Below are 15,995 nucleotides of genomic sequence, written 5' to 3' on the forward strand. Positions count from 1 at the left end.
TCGGGATTTGGAAATAATCTACATATTTTTTCATTTACCGCGAATAAAACACCGAAATAATAATAGGTTTATGCAATTTGAACAAAAGGTTCAAAAGCATGGGGGGTTTACAATTTTTGAAAAATGTTGTATAATAATCTCATTACTATATATAGTTATATCGCTCCAATATTCACATCCTTTTATACAATATATTGTCAACGGAGAGGGAGGATATCAGAAATGCAGAATTGTTTTATCAGCGGTTCCGTTATATCAAAAGAATGCGTCAAGACTTCGGACGGCGGGCTTGTCTTGTATTTCTTGATTGAGCTCAGGCTTTTGGGCTCACGCGCTAGACGCATTTACTCTATGATGACTGTGAGGATTGGCAGTCACGGACGGTTGAATCTCGATTTTAAAGCGGACGTCGCCCGTGATGAAGAAGCAGCGAGAAAATTGTTTTTCCTGATCACGGACGGTATGGTATTTCCCGAACAATTCAGCGAGATAATGGAGGAGCTCGCAGGAGTATGCACGGTAAAATAATTTGACAATACGGCATCGTCATGTTATAATATCATATGAATATGGATTGATGCGGATGATGCTTTTTGGTGCGCCGCAAATAAAGATCCGGCAGATATGCAGATGATATATTTGGTCGAAGACGATTCCGCTGTCAGAGAGATGGAGGAATATGCATTAAAAACAGCTGGATTTGAGGTGCGCGGATTTGAAGAAGGCGCATCCTTTTTCCATGTATGCGAATCTATTTCCCCGGAGCTTATCGTGCTTGACATAATGCTTCCAGGCGAAGACGGACTGACCATATTGAAAAAGCTTCGGGGCGATGTACGCATGTGTGCGGTTCCGGTAATTCTTGTGACGGCGCGCTCGTCCGAGCTTGATCTGGTAAAAGGGTTCGACAGCGGCGCGGACGATTATATATCAAAGCCGTTCGGAGTGCTTGAATTTATCTCGCGGGTGAAAGCGCTGGTCAGGCGCTCGTCGGCGGACGCCATCGGAGTTCCATTACAGGATACCGAGGCGATAAATGAGACTTTACATAATGTTCTTCGCTTTTACGGAATCGAAATGGACACGGAAGCTCGCGCGGTAAGCTATGAAGGCGATGAAATACGTCTTACGCTGAAAGAATACGAGCTTTTAAAATATTTTCTGCTCAATCCGACACGGGTATTTACAAGGGAGCACCTGATTTCAATTATATGGGGATATGATTTTGAGGGAGAAAGCCGGACGGTGGACATGCATATAAAGACTCTCAGGCAAAAGCTTGGTGACGCCGGACGGTTTATTCAAACGGTACGCGGCGTGGGATACAAGCTCAAATCCCCGGATGACAAGCATTAATCCGGTATCCTATATATGAGCTTTTCTCTCACAATCTTAAGTCACATTGCGAGCAATATAAAACAACCATCATTTGATTGCCGTTTAAATAATATACATCCGCATGACCGCATAACGCATGAAAGATAATTAATGAACATCAGGCAGAGAATAACCGCCGCGATAATATTTGTTTCAATATCAGCGGCGGCCGGAGTGTTCACCATATGCGCAAACCGGTTCGCTGCTGACAGCGAATCGATAATTGCCGCGCTCGGCTTGAGCGCGGTCGTTTGTGTTGCCGCCGCTGTTTTTGCGATGCTTCTCAGCAGCATGGCAATAAAGCCGCTTACCAACGCGTCAAACACCGTTGCAAACAAGCAGCTTGATAAATACAGCCGCGGTATATACAAAGAGGCGGCACCTTTGATGGAAGCGCTGCGAGAAAACGGCCTTGTGATTGACAGGCTGAAACGCGAGCTCTCCGACGGAGTTGAGAATCTTTATTCTATAATCGGAGCAATGAGCGAAGGCATAATCATAACAGATATCAACAGCCTTATTTTAATGTCAAACACCTGCGCCGATTCGTTATTCGGAAGCGAAGCGCTGCGCGGGAAGAGCGCTCTTGCCGCGTTCCGTGGCAGCGAGCTTTACGGGTGTATATCGTCCGCGCTCAACGGCGTGTCAAGAACAGGTAAATTATTAAGAAACGGCAAGACATATCAGGTCATGGCCAACCCGGTGTTTTCCTCTCTCGGAGACAGCGGAGAAAGAAAACAGCTGGGCGCGGCATGTCTTATGCTTGATATAACCGAGCACGAAAGCATAGATTCAATCAAAAGAGAGTTTACCGCAAATGTTTCTCACGAGCTCAAAACGCCTCTGACCGTCATTTCCGGATATGCCGAAATGATAGCGGCGGGGCTGGCGGCAGATGAGGACTGCGCGGTTATGGGCGCAAAGATCGTTGCGGAATCAAAAAGAATGCTGGCTTTGATAGCCGATATAATAAAGCTTTCATCGCTCGAAGACGGCAATATGCTGATGGAAATGGAAATAACGGATACCGATCTCTCCGAACCTGCCGCCGAATGCGTCCGTGCGCTGAAACCGTTTGCCGAAAAATGCTCTGTCGCGATTTCCACAGAAGGATGCGGACACGCCGTCTGCGATAAAAAAATGATCTTCGAGCTTATTTATAACCTTTTGGACAACGCGATAAGATACAATGTAACGGGCGGCAGCGCAACAGTAAAAGTCGCGGATAAACTGATTTCTGTAAAGGATACAGGAATCGGCATATCGGACGAGCATAAATCGAGAATTTTCGAGCGGTTTTACCGTATCGATAAATCGCGTTCACGTATGACCGGCGGCACCGGTCTCGGGCTGGCCATCGTGAAACATATCGCCGAAAGCCACGGAGCCAAAATATCGGTCATATCTTCTCCCGGCAAAGGCACGGAATTCAATGTGACCTTTAAAGAATAATTATTGTCAGCGCAGCCATATTAGAAATAGAAATGAATAAACGATTCAAAGCATCCATTAAACAAATCGGAATTTTGATCTGAAAAATAGCAGAAGAAATATTGGAAAATGAGTTTTAGGGGATTCTTAAGACTCCTTTTCCAAAATGGGTCTTAAGCGTCCGAATAAAAAATTAAAACTATAAATCGGAGGTATTCTATAAATGATTACAAGGACATTTAAAAAAACCGGAGAGCAGCTTTCACATCTCGGCTTTGGCGGAATGAGATTCCCTGTAAGGGAAGACAATACGATCGACCGCGAAAAGGCCGGTGAAATGCTCGATTACGCTTATGCCCGCGGAGTTAATTATTACGACACGGCATACGGATACCACAACGGCGAAAGCGCAAAATTTTTCGGGGATTTTCTGTGCGAGACGCGAAAAAATGAAATTCCGCGAAAATCGATAAAAATAGCCAATAAATTCCCGCTCTGGGGCGTCAATGAAAAAGATGATATTCAGAAAATATTCGATTATCAGCTTGCTTCACTTAAAACCGATTATATCGATTTTTATCTAATGCACGCAATGAACGGCGAGCTGTGGGAAAAATCCGAGAAATTCGGAATATACGATTTTTGCCGCAGAAAAAAAGAAGAGGGCGTCGTCAGAAATTTCGGCTTTTCTTTTCACGGCTCAAACGAAACCCTTATAAAAATGCTCGACGAAGGCGTATGGGATTTTGTACAGATACAGTTCAATTATCTCGACTATTTCACTGGTTCGGCAAAATTCGAGTATGATGAAATCACAAAGAGAGGCATTCCTGTAATGGTTATGGAACCTATCCGAGGAGGAAGCCTTGCCGCCCTTCCGGAAGAAGCGATGAAGATACTGCGTTCGGCGACGGATTCCACACCGGCGGAATTCGCGTTGAGGTTCTGCTCTTCGTTTAAAAATGTGCTCGTCATCCTGAGCGGTATGAGCACGCTGGAGCAGACAAAGCAAAACATAGAGACATTCGAAAACATAAAGCCTCTTTCAGCCGAAGAAATGAATGCCGCGATGAGAATTGTCGCGGCTCTGGAGAAAGGAAAATTCGTGCCCTGTACGGGATGCCGTTATTGCGTCGAGGAATGCCCGATGGATATAAAAATACCGGAAGTATTTGCGGAATACAACGCATATCTTGCCGGTATACCATCCGAAGGGGAAAAGGCTCCGGCTGTCCCCGATGATCTTAAAGAGAGCGCGGCAAACTGCATCGGCTGCGGGTCATGCGCGGCCAGATGCCCACAGGGCATAGCAATCCCGGAAATTATGGACATTATCAGAAATAAAGCATGAAGATATTGACAACCTCCCTGCGGCGCGAGCCGTCGTTTGCCCCGCTCGCGGATGCGTTAAGGCTCGAGAGCCGCCCTGTTCTCGCCAAGGGGCTGTGTGACACGCTCGCTCCCGTTATGTGCGCGGCAATTATTGAGGAACTGAAAGCCAAGACGCTTTTAATTTTCCCTGATGAAAACAAGGCCAGGGAGATGTGCGGAAGGCTTTCAGGCAAATTCAGAGTTTTATATTATCCCGCACGTGATTTCAGACTGACCAGCGCGGAGGCTTCAAGCCGGGAGTTTTCATACGCCCGGCTTTCTGTGCTGTCAAAAATAATGTCCGGCGATTTCGACATCGTTGTAACAACCGTCGAGGCTGCTTCTCAACAGACGCTGCCGCGCACGACAATGAAATCAGCTGTAGTATGCCTTGACATATCGACAAAAATAGGACTTGAAGCGATTGAGGAAAAGCTGGAATCACTCGGCTACAGAAGAGCCGAAAAGGTCGAAGGCGCGGGACAATATTCGGTAAGAGGCGGGATTATCGACGTATTCCTGCCCTCTGAAGACGAACCCGTCAGAATAGAGCTTTTCGGAGACGAGATAGACAGCATGTCTTATTTCGACGTGCTGACACAGCGGCGAACTGAAAAGACAGAATCGGTCACGCTGATACCGGCGGCCGAAATATATTTCGGCCCAAAAGAACGGGAAACCGTGAGCGGTCTTCTGCTCGCGCAGAAAAAGCACCTGAAGCCTAACGAAACAAAAAAGCGTGAATTTATTGAAAGTGAGCTGGGAAAGCTCGAACGCGGAGAAGAAACGGCTTTCGACCTATACAGCTGCGACGTTTACGGCGAAGAAACACTTTTTGATTACGCGACGGAGCTTTTTTATATTGTTTTCGAACCTGACCGTTTGAAGCTGTCGCTAAACGCCTGTGAGGAGCTTCTGCACGAAACCATTAAGAATATATTCGAAGATAATAAAACCTATCTTCCCGCATCCGCCGACAAGCTGATCGGCAGCTTCGGGCTGTTCTGCGACTTGATTTCAGGAAGCCGCGCTCTTTTGATAGAAAGCTTTTCTTCAGGCCGTGAAGCAATAGAACCATCTGGAATATTCACATTCAATTCGCGCCAGACGCCTCCGACGGGTAATAACGCCCAGGTGCTTTGCCAGCTCATAAGCGAATATCTCGAAAGCGGCTATAAAACCGTGTTTGTATGTGAAAATACGCTTGCGGCGCAGAATTTATACAGTTACCTGTATGATAACGGCATCGGAGCGGTTCTTGCCGCCGCCGACGAGGATATATCGATGCTCGACAAGAAGACTGTGTATATCACCGTCGGGATGAAGAGCGACGAACGCGTGATATCGCTTTCGGGCGGATACGAGCTTATGGCGACGAAATTCGCCGTCCTCACAGACAGCGGAAGCGCGCCGAAGTCGAACGCGGCAAGAAGCTTTACGGGACGCAAGGCAAGTGCGCGTGAAAAGATCGTTTCCTATGCCGATCTGAAGGAGGGCGATTACATCGTCCATGAAAATTTCGGCATAGGAATATACAAGGGCATAGAAAAGATCAAGCGCGACGGAGTTATGAAGGATTTCATAAAAATCGCATATGCCGGCACGGACGTGCTTTACGTTCCCTGCTCGAATCTCGACAGCGTATCAAAATATATCGGCGCACGCAGCGAAAGCGGAACGGTAAAGCTCAACCACATGGACGGCACGGAGTGGAACAAGGCAAAATCGCGCGCGAAAAGTGCCGTCAAGGACATTGCGAAACAGCTTATCGCGCTGTATTCGCAAAGGCTTAAAACAAAGGGTCATGCGTTTTCGCCCGACACGGAATGGCAGAAGGAATTTGAGGGCGCTTTCGAATACAATGAAACCGAAGGCCAGCTGCGTTCCGGTGAAGAAATAAAGTCGGACATGGAAAAGCCTTCGCCGATGGACAGGCTTTTGTGCGGCGATGTAGGCTTCGGAAAGACCGAGGTCGCTCTGAGGGCAGTATTTAAATGCGTTATGGACGGGCTTCAGGCCGCAATTCTGGTGCCGACCACAATCCTTGCGTGGCAGCATTATCAAACGGCTCTCGCGCGTTTCAGGGGATATCCGGTCAGTATATCCATGCTGTCGCGTTTCGTAACTAAAAAAGATCAGGAAAAGACGGTTAAACAGCTTAAATCCGGCGAGGTTGACATAATCATAGGCACTCACCGGCTTTTACAAAAGGATATTGATTTTGCGCGGCTCGGACTCGTCGTCATAGATGAAGAGCAGCGATTTGGAGTGACACATAAAGAACGGCTTAAGGATCTTGTCAAATCGGTCGACGTATTGACACTGACGGCAACGCCGATTCCTCGAACACTTAATATGGCGCTGGGCGGAATCAAAGACATGTCCGTACTCGAGGAAGCGCCGAACGACCGCTTCCCTGTCCAGACATATGTATTTGAATATGATGAAGCTTTGATCGGCGAAGCAATACGTAAGGAGCTGAGACGCGGAGGACAGGTTTTATACCTGTACAACAATATTGAGGCTCATCAGTCGCGTGTCGCCAGAATTGAAAAAGCTTTTCCCGAAGCTCGCGTAAAATCAGCCAGCGGCCAAATGGATAAAGAGCTGTTAAGTGATATATGGCGCGAAATGACGGAAGGCAATATTGACGTTCTTGTATGCACGACCATAATCGAGACCGGCGTCGACCTTCCCAACGCGAACACGCTTATAATCGAGGACTGCGACCGCTACGGGCTTTCACAGCTTCATCAGATCCGCGGACGCGTCGGGCGCAGCGACAGAAAAGCATACGCTTATCTGACATACCGCCGCGGGCAGATGCTTTCCGAAATAGCCACAAAGCGGCTTATGGCTATAAAGGAATATACCGAATTCGGCAGCGGCTTCAAGCTTGCTTTACGCGACCTGGAGATACGCGGCGCGGGCAATTTGCTCGGCGCTCAGCAGAGCGGGCATATCGACACGGTCGGATACGACCTTTATATGCGTCTGCTGAACGAAGCCGTTCTCGAGGAAAAGGGAGAATATGTCGCGCCAAAGGACGAAAGCACGATCGACCTGACCGTAGACGCATATATACCCGAAAAATATGTTGAAAGCTCAAAGATGCGCATAGACATATACAAAAAAATTGCCGCTTGTGAAAACGACGACGACCTAAGCGATCTTACTGACGAGCTGATAGACCGCTTCGGCGACATTCCGCGCCCGGTGGACAATTTGTTCAGGGTATCCAAGATAAAACGCATGGCGCAGAACGTTCATATCAAGAAAATTACTCAGCAGGAACAGATCATTACATTCATACTCGGCGCTGCGCCGGATATCGAAGCAGTCATGCTGCTTAAACCTGTTTACACATCCCGGCTGAATATTGAACTGGATGAAAAGCCGCGATTTTCTCTTCGACTCAGTCATGCTGCGGCTTCAAATTCAACTCTGCCCGGAGGCATTGCCGGAAGCGTTTCGCCGTCTCAGCTGTCGCTTGATACGACCGATGAGGTTCTCGCGCATTTGGAGGGATTTTCAAAAAAATGACTGAAACAGGAATTGTTATACGCCTTGACGGAAAATATGCGGTGGTTTCCGTGATAAGGAAAAGCGCATGCGTCGGAGAAAGAGGCGGCTGCTCCGGAAGCTGTGCCGGTTGCTCCGGTTGCTCCTCAAAGGCGCTTGAAGCACGCGTTATAAACGAAGCCGGAGCAAGACCCGGCGACACCGTAGAGCTTTACGCGCCTGACTCCAGGATGCTTTTACTCAGCGCGGCCATATTCTTTTTCCCGCTCCTCGCTGCCATCGCCGCGTATTTCGCAGCGAAGCTTTTCGGCGCGGATGACGAGGCGGCTTTGTTTGTGGCGGCGGCTATGTTTGCTCTGACCGGTATAGCTTCTTTGTTTTTCACCAACCGCACAAAGGAAAGCTTTGCCGTGAAGGCGGTAAGGATTATATCCACTCCGTCACATGAAAAGACGGAGTGAATCCGGAGATATCTAAGCAGATAATTATTAATTGTATAATATTTTAAGAGGGAAAAGCCCATATGACAGGGCTTTTTCTCTTTGGAAGCGGCAATTTTTTACTTACCGCGTTAATAATACATTCACCACAAGCACAACGGCGAAAACTCGTATAAAAAAGCCTTGACAAAGCTTTTTAACTCTGTTATAATAAATCGCGCTCAAAAAGGCCCGTTGGTCAAGCGGCTAAGACACCGCCCTCTCAAGGCGGATTCAGGAGTTCGATTCTCCTACGGGTCACCATATCAAAAAAGCACTTCTTTTGGGGGTGCGTCTTAGGGATTTATAATCCCGGAAAAATATCGGCATAGTTGGTATGTATGTATCGGCTATGCCGATTTTTCTTGCTCCTGTGTGGTTACGGTTGCTGGCGGCGTGAACTCGCCAATGCAGTTATAAACGATTTTGATGCGCTGTACCAACGCTTACATTGCTTCCAAAAAATGTGAATTTTAAAAATTGGCTAGATGTCTTGACATAAAAAAAAATATATGCTATAATACATATCAAATTTAATATATTAAACCGTTGAAGCGGAGATAACGGCAATGATGCCTTTACAGAGAGCCTGCGATGCTGAGAATCAGGCAAGAAACAAGTTGTCAAATGGACCGCTGAGGGCGCAGTCAAATGTGATTATTCACATAGTATTCTGCGACGTTGTAGGCAGACGTCATTTGCCGGGGATATGTTGGTATCCTGATAAGTGCACGGCTTATGCCGTGAATCAAGGTGGCACCGCGAATAGTGTCGTACTTTCAATATGAGTACATTATTCGTCCTTGACAGATTGTATCATTCTGTCAAGGAGTTTTTTGTTTTTACTCCTTTGGCAGATTGTCAAAGGAGTATTTTTATTTGGAGGAAAACAAATATGAAAATTTCACCTGTTTTTAGTGAAGTGGAAAAAATTGCGGCTACTGAAAAATATGATGTGATTCCTGTGAGCTGCGAGATACTATCGGACTTCATAACACCGATTGAAACAATGAAGATACTGAAAAATGTATCTAAGCACTGCTATATGCTGGAATCTGCAAAGGCAGATGAAACATGGGGTCGATATACTTTCCTTGGATTTGATCCGAAAATGGAAATCACTTGCATTGGTGGAACAATTGGTGGTGTCTTAGATGCCGGCAAGCTGAAATATGTGATGGGCAATCCAACGGACTATTTACGCAAGGTGTTATCCGAATACAGAAGCCCTCGTTTTGACTATCTGCCTCCTTTTACCGGCGGCTTGGTTGGCTACTTTTCATATGATTATCTCGAATACAGTGAGCCGAGCGTAAGAACAAACGCAGAAGACACAGAGGCATTCAAAGATGTTGATTTGATGCTGTTTGATAAGGTGATTGCGTTTGACAATATTCGTCAGAGAATCATATTGATTGTCAATATGAAGCTCAATGATCTCGAATCGAATTATAATAAAGCGGTTTGGGAACTGAAACAACTGGTAGATTTGCTTCGACACGGAGAAAAGAAGAATGAACCCGGCGGAAAGCTTTTCGGAGAGGTTACGGCGCTGTTTGACGAAAAACAGTTCTGTGGCATGGTAGAGAAAGCAAAGCACTATATCCGTGAGGGCGATATTTTCCAGATTGTGCTGTCCAACCGTTTGTCAGCTCCATTTGAAGGCAGTCTGCTGAACACTTATCGCGTACTTCGTACAATCAATCCATCGCCGTATATGTTCTATTTTTCAGGAACGGAGGTAGAGGTTGTGGGCGCTTCCCCGGAAACTCTGATTAAGCTGGAAAACGGAGTGCTGCACACCTTCCCTCTTGCCGGATCAAGACCGCGAGGTAAAACTGATGAAGAAGACAAATTGTTAGAAGCAGAGCTGCTTGCCGACGAAAAGGAGCTTGCTGAACACAATATGCTGGTTGATTTAGGGCGTAATGACCTCGGTAAGATCAGCAAATTCGGAACGGTACAGGTCGAAAAACTCCATACCATCGAACGCTTCTCCCATATCATGCACATCGGCTCCACGGTGCGGGGGGAGATAACGGACAAACAGGATGCCCTGGACGCCATTGAAGCGGTGCTGCCCGCAGGAACACTTTCAGGCGCGCCAAAGATTCGCGCCTGTCAGCTTATCGGAGAGCTTGAAAACAACAAGCGCGGTATCTACGGCGGCGCCATCGGGTATATCGATTTCACCGGAAATATGGATACATGCATAGCAATCCGCATTGTTTACAAGAAAAACGGCAAGGTGTTTGTAAGAAGCGGAGCCGGTATTGTGGCAGATTCTGTTCCGGAAAAGGAATACGAAGAATGCCTGAACAAAGCGAGATCTTCTCTTGAAGCGTTGGAACGTGCGCAGGAGGCGGAATTATGATCCTACTTATTGATAACTACGACAGTTTTTCTTATAACCTTTATCAGCTCGTCGGAGAGATTGAACCCGATATCAAGGTCATCCGCAATGATGAAATGACGACAGAAGAAATAAGAAACCTGAATCCTGAAGGCATCATTCTTTCTCCCGGTCCCGGAAGACCCGAAGACGCCGGTGTTATTATTGAGACTGTACGGTCGCTGGGCAAGGATATTCCCATTCTTGGCGTGTGTCTCGGCCATCAAGCAATATGCGCCGCGTTCGGCGCAACCATCACATACGCAAAAAAGCTGATGCACGGCAAGCAGTCGGCTGTGAAATTCGACACAGCCTGTCCGCTTTTCAAGGGATGCCCGGAAACAGCCCTTGTGGCCCGCTATCACTCCCTTGCAGCAGACGCCGCCACGATTCCCGACGAACTAAAAACAACCGCACTTACCACTGACGGGGAGATAATGGCGGTACAGCACAGCAAGTATCCCATCTATGGCGTACAGTTCCATCCTGAATCCATTATGACGCCGGACGGAAGGCAGATGCTTAAAAATTTTATAAAGGAGCTATGAGGTATGATCAAGGAAGCAATCGTAAAGATCGTAAATAAAGAAGATCTCACCTTTGATGAAGCATACACCGTTATGAACGAAATCATGAGCGGTCAAACAACAGCAACACAGAATGCCGCTTTTCTTGCCGCTCTTTCTACAAAGAGCGCCCGAACAGAGACAACGGATGAGATTGCCGGCTGCGCGGTTGCTATGAGAGAGCATGCGACAAAGATTGAAACAGATATGGAGCTTTTTGACATTGTCGGCACCGGCGGTGACAACGCGCACAGCTTTAATATCTCCACCACAGCCGCCTTTGTTGCGGCAGCGGGTGGCATCAAAGTCGCGAAGCACGGCAACAGAGCCGCGTCCTCCCTGTGCGGAACGGCAGATTGTCTTGAAGCCCTGGGCGTAAACATTCATCAAAGTCCCGAGAAATGTATTGAGCTTCTGCGCGAGGTCGGTATGTGCTTCTTCTTCGCGCAAAAATACCACTCCTCTATGAGGTATGTGGGCGCTATCCGCAAGGAGCTTGGTTTCAGAACCGTATTTAACATTCTCGGACCTCTTACGAACCCAGGTACGCCGTCTATGCAGCTTCTCGGCGTGTATGATGAGTATCTTGTGGAGCCGTTGGCGCAGGTACTGATAAACCTTGGCATCAAACGGGGAATGGTCGTTTACGGTCAGGACAAGCTGGATGAGATATCCATGAGCGCGCCGACTACAATATGTGAGATTCGTGACGGTTGGTTTAAATCCTCTGTCATTACTCCGGAAGAATTCGGATTTGCACGCTGTATGAAGGACGACTTGAAGGGCGGCACTCCCGAAGAAAACGCAAAAACCACCCTTGCCATTTTAAATGGCGAAAAGGGTCATAAGAGAAATGCCATATTGATGAACGCAGGCGTGGCGCTCTATATCGGCGGTAAAGCTGACAACATGAAAGAAGGTATCGTACTTGCCGCAGAACTCATTGATACGGGCAAGGCGCTTGAAACTCTCCGCAAACTCATCGAAGTCAGCAACCGTCCGGAGGAAGAGGCATGACAATTCTTGACCAGCTTACCAATTACGCCCGTGAGCGTACCGAGCAGGCGAAAGCGTTATTATCGCCGGAAGAAATCAAACGGCAAGCCCTGCGGCTTCCCAAAGGCGCCTTCGCCTTTGAGAACAAACTAAAAAAGCCGTGGATGTCCTTTATCTGTGAGTGCAAGAAGGCCTCCCCTTCAAAAGGACTGATAGTTCCAGATTTTCCATATTTGCAGATTGCGAAGGAATATGAGGCGGCAGGCGCCGATTGTATTTCCGTGTTGACCGAGCCGAAATGGTTCTTGGGCGATAACGAATATCTGAGAGCAATAGCAAACACTATTTCCGTTCCGTGTCTGCGAAAGGACTTTGTAGTGGATGAGTATATGATATACGAGGCAAAGCTGCTGGGCGCATCGGCGGCATTGCTTATCTGCTCTATCCTGAGCGAAGAAAAAATCAAGGAATACATTGGCGTTTGCAACGAACTAGGGCTGTCTGCATTGGTAGAGGCGCACGATGAAAGCGAAATTCAAATGGCGCTGAATGCCGGTGCGCGCATTATCGGTGTCAACAACCGAAACCTCAAAGATTTCTCCGTGGATACCGACAACAGCCGCAGATTTCGGAAACTGGTACCCCGTGATGTTCTGTTTGTTTCCGAAAGCGGTGTAAGCAGCGCAGAAGATGTGGCGAAGCTCCGTGACATCGGAGCGGATGCTGTTCTGATTGGCGAAACCCTGATGAGGGCAACGGACAAAAAAGCAAAGCTCGATGAATTGCGAGGAGTGACATGACAAGGATAAAGCTTTGCGGTCTTTCCCGTCTTTGCGATATAAAAGCGGCTAATGAGTTGAAACCTGAGTATATCGGATTTGTGTTTGCGCCGAAAAGCAGGCGGTATGTCACTCCCGAAAAGGCGCAAATTTTGAAACAGGCGCTTGACTCCCAAATCACCGCTGTCGGCGTATTTGCAGATGAAGCCGCCGAAACGGTTGCTGAACTCTTAAATATGGGCACCATTGATATTGCTCAGCTTCACGGCAGAGAAAACAAAGAATACATTGAGCAACTACGAAATTTGACCGATAAGCCGATAATAAAGGCTTTTCGCATAGAAACAGCGAGTGATATAGCGGATGCGGAAAAGAGCGCTTCCGACTATATACTGTTGGATTCCGGCGCAGGGACTGGAACAGTATTTGATTGGAAACTGATACAGAACATTAGGAGACCGTATTTTCTCGCCGGAGGGTTTTCGCCCGACAATGTGGAGGAGGCGGTAACAGTACTCCATCCTTTTGCGGTCGACGTCAGCACAGGAATTGAAACAGACGGCCTTAAAGATAAGTGTAAAATGGCGGAATTTGTTGCCGCCGTTAAAAAGGAAGTATGAATATGAGAAATTCAATCGGACGCTTCGGCATTCACGGGGGACAGTATGTCCCCGAAACGCTGATGAATGTGGTTATAGAGCTGGAAGGAGCGTATAATCACTATAAAAACGACCCCGATTTTATTAGAGAACTTGCCGAACTTTTTAATGAATACGCAGGCAGACCCTCAAGACTGTATTTTGCCGATAAAATGACGCAAGACCTCGGCGGCGCGAAAATATATCTTAAGCGCGAGGACCTGAATCATACGGGCGCGCATAAGATCAACAATGTGCTCGGTCAGGCACTGCTTGCAAAAAAGATGGGCAAAACCCGACTTATTGCAGAAACCGGAGCCGGTCAGCATGGAGTCGCTACGGCAACCGCCGCTGCCCTTATGGGTATGGAATGTGTGGTGTTTATGGGCGAAAAAGACACCATACGCCAGGCTCTCAACGTATATCGTATGCGTCTGCTGGGCGCAGAGGTTATTCCCGTAAAGACAGGAACGGCAACGCTCAAAGACGCCGTATCCGAAGCAATGCGTGAATGGACTACCAGAATCAGCGACACGCATTATTGCCTCGGTTCAGTTATGGGACCGCATCCGTTCCCGACTATCGTCCGCGATTTCCAGGCAGTTATCTCCAAAGAGATTAAGGAACAAATTCTTCAAAAGGAAGGCAGACTGCCTGACGCGGTTATCGCCTGTGTGGGCGGCGGCTCTAATGCCATCGGCAGCTTCTATCATTTTATTGAAGACGCGGATGTTCGGTTGATTGGCTGTGAATCGGCAGGCAGGGGCATTGATACCTTTGAGACAGCCGCTACCGTAAACACAGGCAGGGTCGGAATCTTCCACGGGATGAAGTCCTATTTCTGTCAGGATGAATACGGTCAGATCGCTCCTGTTTACTCTATTTCCGCAGGTCTTGATTATCCCGGTGTCGGTCCCGAACATGCTTATCTGCACGATATTGGCAGAGCCGAATATGTTCCCATAACCGATGATAAAGCCGTATGTGCTTTTGAGTATTTGGCAAAGACCGAGGGCATCATACCTGCCATTGAATCGGCTCATGCGGTCGCACACGCAATGAAGCTGGCGCCTGCAATGAGCAGGGAGCAGATTATCGTCATCACTGTTTCCGGCAGAGGAGACAAGGACTGTGCAGCCATTGCCCGCTACAGAGGGGAGGATATCCATGAGTAACATCAGAAAGGCATTTGAAAAGGGAAAGGCGTTTGTCGTCTTTATTACCTGCGGAGATCCCGATATTGAAACCACCGCTGCCGCTGTTCTCGCTGCCGTGGAAAACGGAGCCGACCTTATTGAGCTGGGCATCCCCTTCTCTGATCCCACCGCGGAGGGGCCTGTAATCCAAGGCGCAAATTATCGCGCACTGAAGGGCGGCGTCACGACCGACAAGATTTTCGCATTTGTAAAAGAGCTTCGCCGTGATGTAAAGGTACCGATGGTGTTTATGACTTACGCCAATGTGATATTCGCCTACGGTGCAAAACGCTTTATTTCTGCCTGTAAGGATATTGAGATTGACGGGCTTATCCTGCCCGACCTGCCATTTGAGGAAAAAGACGAGTTCCTGCCAATCTGCCATAAGTACGGCGTTGATCTTGTATCTCTCATTGCACCCACATCGGAGAATCGCATTGCAATGATTGCAAAGGAAGCGGAAGGCTTTCTTTATATTGTATCCAGCCTTGGTGTGACCGGCATGAGAAGCGAGATTAAGACTGACCTTGGCTCAATCGTCAAGGTAGTGCGGCAGAATACCGATATTCCTTGTGCTATCGGTTTTGGTATTTCTACACCAGAACAAGCAAAGGAAATGGCAGATATTTCCGATGGCGCGATCGTTGGATCAGCTATTATCAAACTGCTCGAAAAGCACGGTAAAGGTGCGCCGAAGTATATAGGCGAGTATGTAAAATCGATGAAAGATGCTCTGAGGTAAAATTTTTCTCTCAGTATAGCACATAATCAAGTGTACTGTATATGCGAAAAACGCTTCGGCGGGCATTCCTCTGAAAGATAAAAATTTGCATTCCTGACGCAGCAAAACATATGTTAGCCAATTGGCGTGGAATCAAAGAGTCAATTCATCAGCAGTATTTTATTTATTAATTTGTGTTGTCACATGATGTGAACCATATAACAGTAATATGGGACAAGAAGCAGCATCAATATAAAGTCGTAAGAGGGTACGATACTGAAAGCCGTGCGATGTACTACGATTTGTCTACGGCGGAAGTGTAAGAATTCTGGTCATCTAAAAAATAAGCGAAAAACTGCATTGTGGGATAATACGATCGCATAGTCTACATAATGCCCGCTGAACAAAAGAAAATATACAGCAAGGCAAGACAAATCGCAAGAATTATGGTATAATAAGTGCAAGGAAAATGGCCGAAACATGTTAAAAAGCTTGCACTTGGGGGCGACGAGATGTATAAATACAGC

Annotated in this window: 14 protein-coding genes and 1 tRNA gene; all 15 read left to right on the top strand. The window is 47.4% G+C overall.

Features of this window, described 5'->3' with window-relative positions:
• Positions 1–222 precede the first annotated feature (222 nt).
• Positions 223–528: a hypothetical protein gene (locus tag VB118_03855; GenBank protein MEA4831737.1), complete on the top strand. Its 306-nt coding sequence runs from the start codon at positions 223–225 to the stop codon at positions 526–528.
• A gap of 102 nt (positions 529–630) precedes the next feature.
• Entirely contained in the window at positions 631–1,356 is a 726-nt protein-coding gene (locus VB118_03860) for a response regulator transcription factor (protein MEA4831738.1), read from the top strand.
• Positions 1,357–1,488: 132 nt separating this feature from the next.
• Positions 1,489–2,829, top strand: a complete 1,341-nt coding sequence (locus tag VB118_03865; protein ID MEA4831739.1) for an ATP-binding protein — start codon at positions 1,489–1,491, stop codon at positions 2,827–2,829.
• A 202-nt stretch (positions 2,830–3,031) separates the two neighbouring features.
• A complete protein-coding gene (locus VB118_03870) occupies positions 3,032–4,159 on the top strand; it encodes an aldo/keto reductase (protein MEA4831740.1) in 1,128 nt (375 codons plus the stop codon).
• Positions 4,156–7,722 carry a transcription-repair coupling factor gene (gene mfd / locus VB118_03875; GenBank protein ID MEA4831741.1) on the top strand — a complete coding sequence of 1,189 codons (3,567 nt, stop codon included), beginning with the start codon at positions 4,156–4,158 and terminating at the stop codon, positions 7,720–7,722. The genes VB118_03870 and mfd overlap by 4 nt, the downstream gene beginning before the upstream one ends.
• Positions 7,719–8,162 carry a SoxR reducing system RseC family protein gene (locus VB118_03880; protein ID MEA4831742.1) on the top strand — a complete coding sequence of 148 codons (444 nt, stop codon included), beginning with the start codon at positions 7,719–7,721 and terminating at the stop codon, positions 8,160–8,162. The genes mfd and VB118_03880 overlap by 4 nt, the downstream gene beginning before the upstream one ends.
• Positions 8,163–8,369: 207 nt before the next feature.
• Positions 8,370–8,444: transfer RNA gene (locus VB118_03885), tRNA-Glu, on the top strand.
• Between the two features lie 305 nt (positions 8,445–8,749).
• The gene (locus tag VB118_03890; GenBank protein ID MEA4831743.1) at positions 8,750–8,968 is read left to right on the top strand and encodes a hypothetical protein; all 219 of its coding nucleotides are present in this window, start codon (positions 8,750–8,752) and stop codon (positions 8,966–8,968) included.
• 107 nt (positions 8,969–9,075) lie between these two features.
• Positions 9,076–10,554: an anthranilate synthase component I gene (gene trpE, locus VB118_03895; GenBank protein MEA4831744.1), complete on the top strand. Its 1,479-nt coding sequence runs from the start codon at positions 9,076–9,078 to the stop codon at positions 10,552–10,554.
• The gene (locus tag VB118_03900) at positions 10,551–11,120 is read left to right on the top strand and encodes an aminodeoxychorismate/anthranilate synthase component II (GenBank protein MEA4831745.1); all 570 of its coding nucleotides are present in this window, start codon (positions 10,551–10,553) and stop codon (positions 11,118–11,120) included. The genes trpE and VB118_03900 overlap by 4 nt, the downstream gene beginning before the upstream one ends.
• A 3-nt stretch (positions 11,121–11,123) precedes the next feature.
• Positions 11,124–12,155, top strand: a complete 1,032-nt coding sequence (gene trpD / locus VB118_03905) for an anthranilate phosphoribosyltransferase (GenBank protein MEA4831746.1) — start codon at positions 11,124–11,126, stop codon at positions 12,153–12,155.
• The gene (gene trpC / locus VB118_03910) at positions 12,152–12,934 is read left to right on the top strand and encodes an indole-3-glycerol phosphate synthase TrpC (GenBank protein MEA4831747.1); all 783 of its coding nucleotides are present in this window, start codon (positions 12,152–12,154) and stop codon (positions 12,932–12,934) included. The genes trpD and trpC overlap by 4 nt, the downstream gene beginning before the upstream one ends.
• On the top strand, positions 12,931–13,533 hold the full coding sequence (locus VB118_03915; GenBank protein ID MEA4831748.1) for a phosphoribosylanthranilate isomerase: 603 nt from the start codon (positions 12,931–12,933) through the stop codon (positions 13,531–13,533). The genes trpC and VB118_03915 overlap by 4 nt, the downstream gene beginning before the upstream one ends.
• Before the next feature lie 2 nt (positions 13,534–13,535).
• Positions 13,536–14,726 (top strand): tryptophan synthase subunit beta, encoded by a 1,191-nt coding sequence (trpB, locus tag VB118_03920; GenBank protein ID MEA4831749.1) that lies wholly within the window; start codon positions 13,536–13,538, stop codon positions 14,724–14,726.
• Positions 14,719–15,489 carry a tryptophan synthase subunit alpha gene (trpA, locus tag VB118_03925; GenBank protein ID MEA4831750.1) on the top strand — a complete coding sequence of 257 codons (771 nt, stop codon included), beginning with the start codon at positions 14,719–14,721 and terminating at the stop codon, positions 15,487–15,489. The genes trpB and trpA overlap by 8 nt, the downstream gene beginning before the upstream one ends.
• Positions 15,490–15,995: the final 506 nt, after the last annotated feature.

This window comes from Oscillospiraceae bacterium (assembly GCA_034925865.1).
In the GTDB taxonomy this organism is placed as follows: Bacteria; Bacillota; Clostridia; order Oscillospirales; family SIG627; genus SIG704.

What these genes read in the sequence shown, in the direction of transcription:
- VB118_03855 (MEA4831737.1), top strand. Translation starts at nt 223, where the DNA reads ATGCAGAATTGTTTTATCAGCGGTTCCGTTATATCAAAAGAATGCGTC.
- VB118_03860 (MEA4831738.1), top strand. Translation starts at nt 631, where the DNA reads ATGATATATTTGGTCGAAGACGATTCCGCTGTCAGAGAGATGGAGGAA.
- VB118_03865 (MEA4831739.1), top strand. Translation starts at nt 1,489, where the DNA reads ATGAACATCAGGCAGAGAATAACCGCCGCGATAATATTTGTTTCAATA.
- VB118_03870 (MEA4831740.1), top strand. Translation starts at nt 3,032, where the DNA reads ATGATTACAAGGACATTTAAAAAAACCGGAGAGCAGCTTTCACATCTC.
- mfd (MEA4831741.1), top strand. Translation starts at nt 4,156, where the DNA reads ATGAAGATATTGACAACCTCCCTGCGGCGCGAGCCGTCGTTTGCCCCG.
- VB118_03880 (MEA4831742.1), top strand. Translation starts at nt 7,719, where the DNA reads ATGACTGAAACAGGAATTGTTATACGCCTTGACGGAAAATATGCGGTG.
- VB118_03890 (MEA4831743.1), top strand. Translation starts at nt 8,750, where the DNA reads ATGATGCCTTTACAGAGAGCCTGCGATGCTGAGAATCAGGCAAGAAAC.
- trpE (MEA4831744.1), top strand. Translation starts at nt 9,076, where the DNA reads ATGAAAATTTCACCTGTTTTTAGTGAAGTGGAAAAAATTGCGGCTACT.
- VB118_03900 (MEA4831745.1), top strand. Translation starts at nt 10,551, where the DNA reads ATGATCCTACTTATTGATAACTACGACAGTTTTTCTTATAACCTTTAT.
- trpD (MEA4831746.1), top strand. Translation starts at nt 11,124, where the DNA reads ATGATCAAGGAAGCAATCGTAAAGATCGTAAATAAAGAAGATCTCACC.
- trpC (MEA4831747.1), top strand. Translation starts at nt 12,152, where the DNA reads ATGACAATTCTTGACCAGCTTACCAATTACGCCCGTGAGCGTACCGAG.
- VB118_03915 (MEA4831748.1), top strand. Translation starts at nt 12,931, where the DNA reads ATGACAAGGATAAAGCTTTGCGGTCTTTCCCGTCTTTGCGATATAAAA.
- trpB (MEA4831749.1), top strand. Translation starts at nt 13,536, where the DNA reads ATGAGAAATTCAATCGGACGCTTCGGCATTCACGGGGGACAGTATGTC.
- trpA (MEA4831750.1), top strand. Translation starts at nt 14,719, where the DNA reads ATGAGTAACATCAGAAAGGCATTTGAAAAGGGAAAGGCGTTTGTCGTC.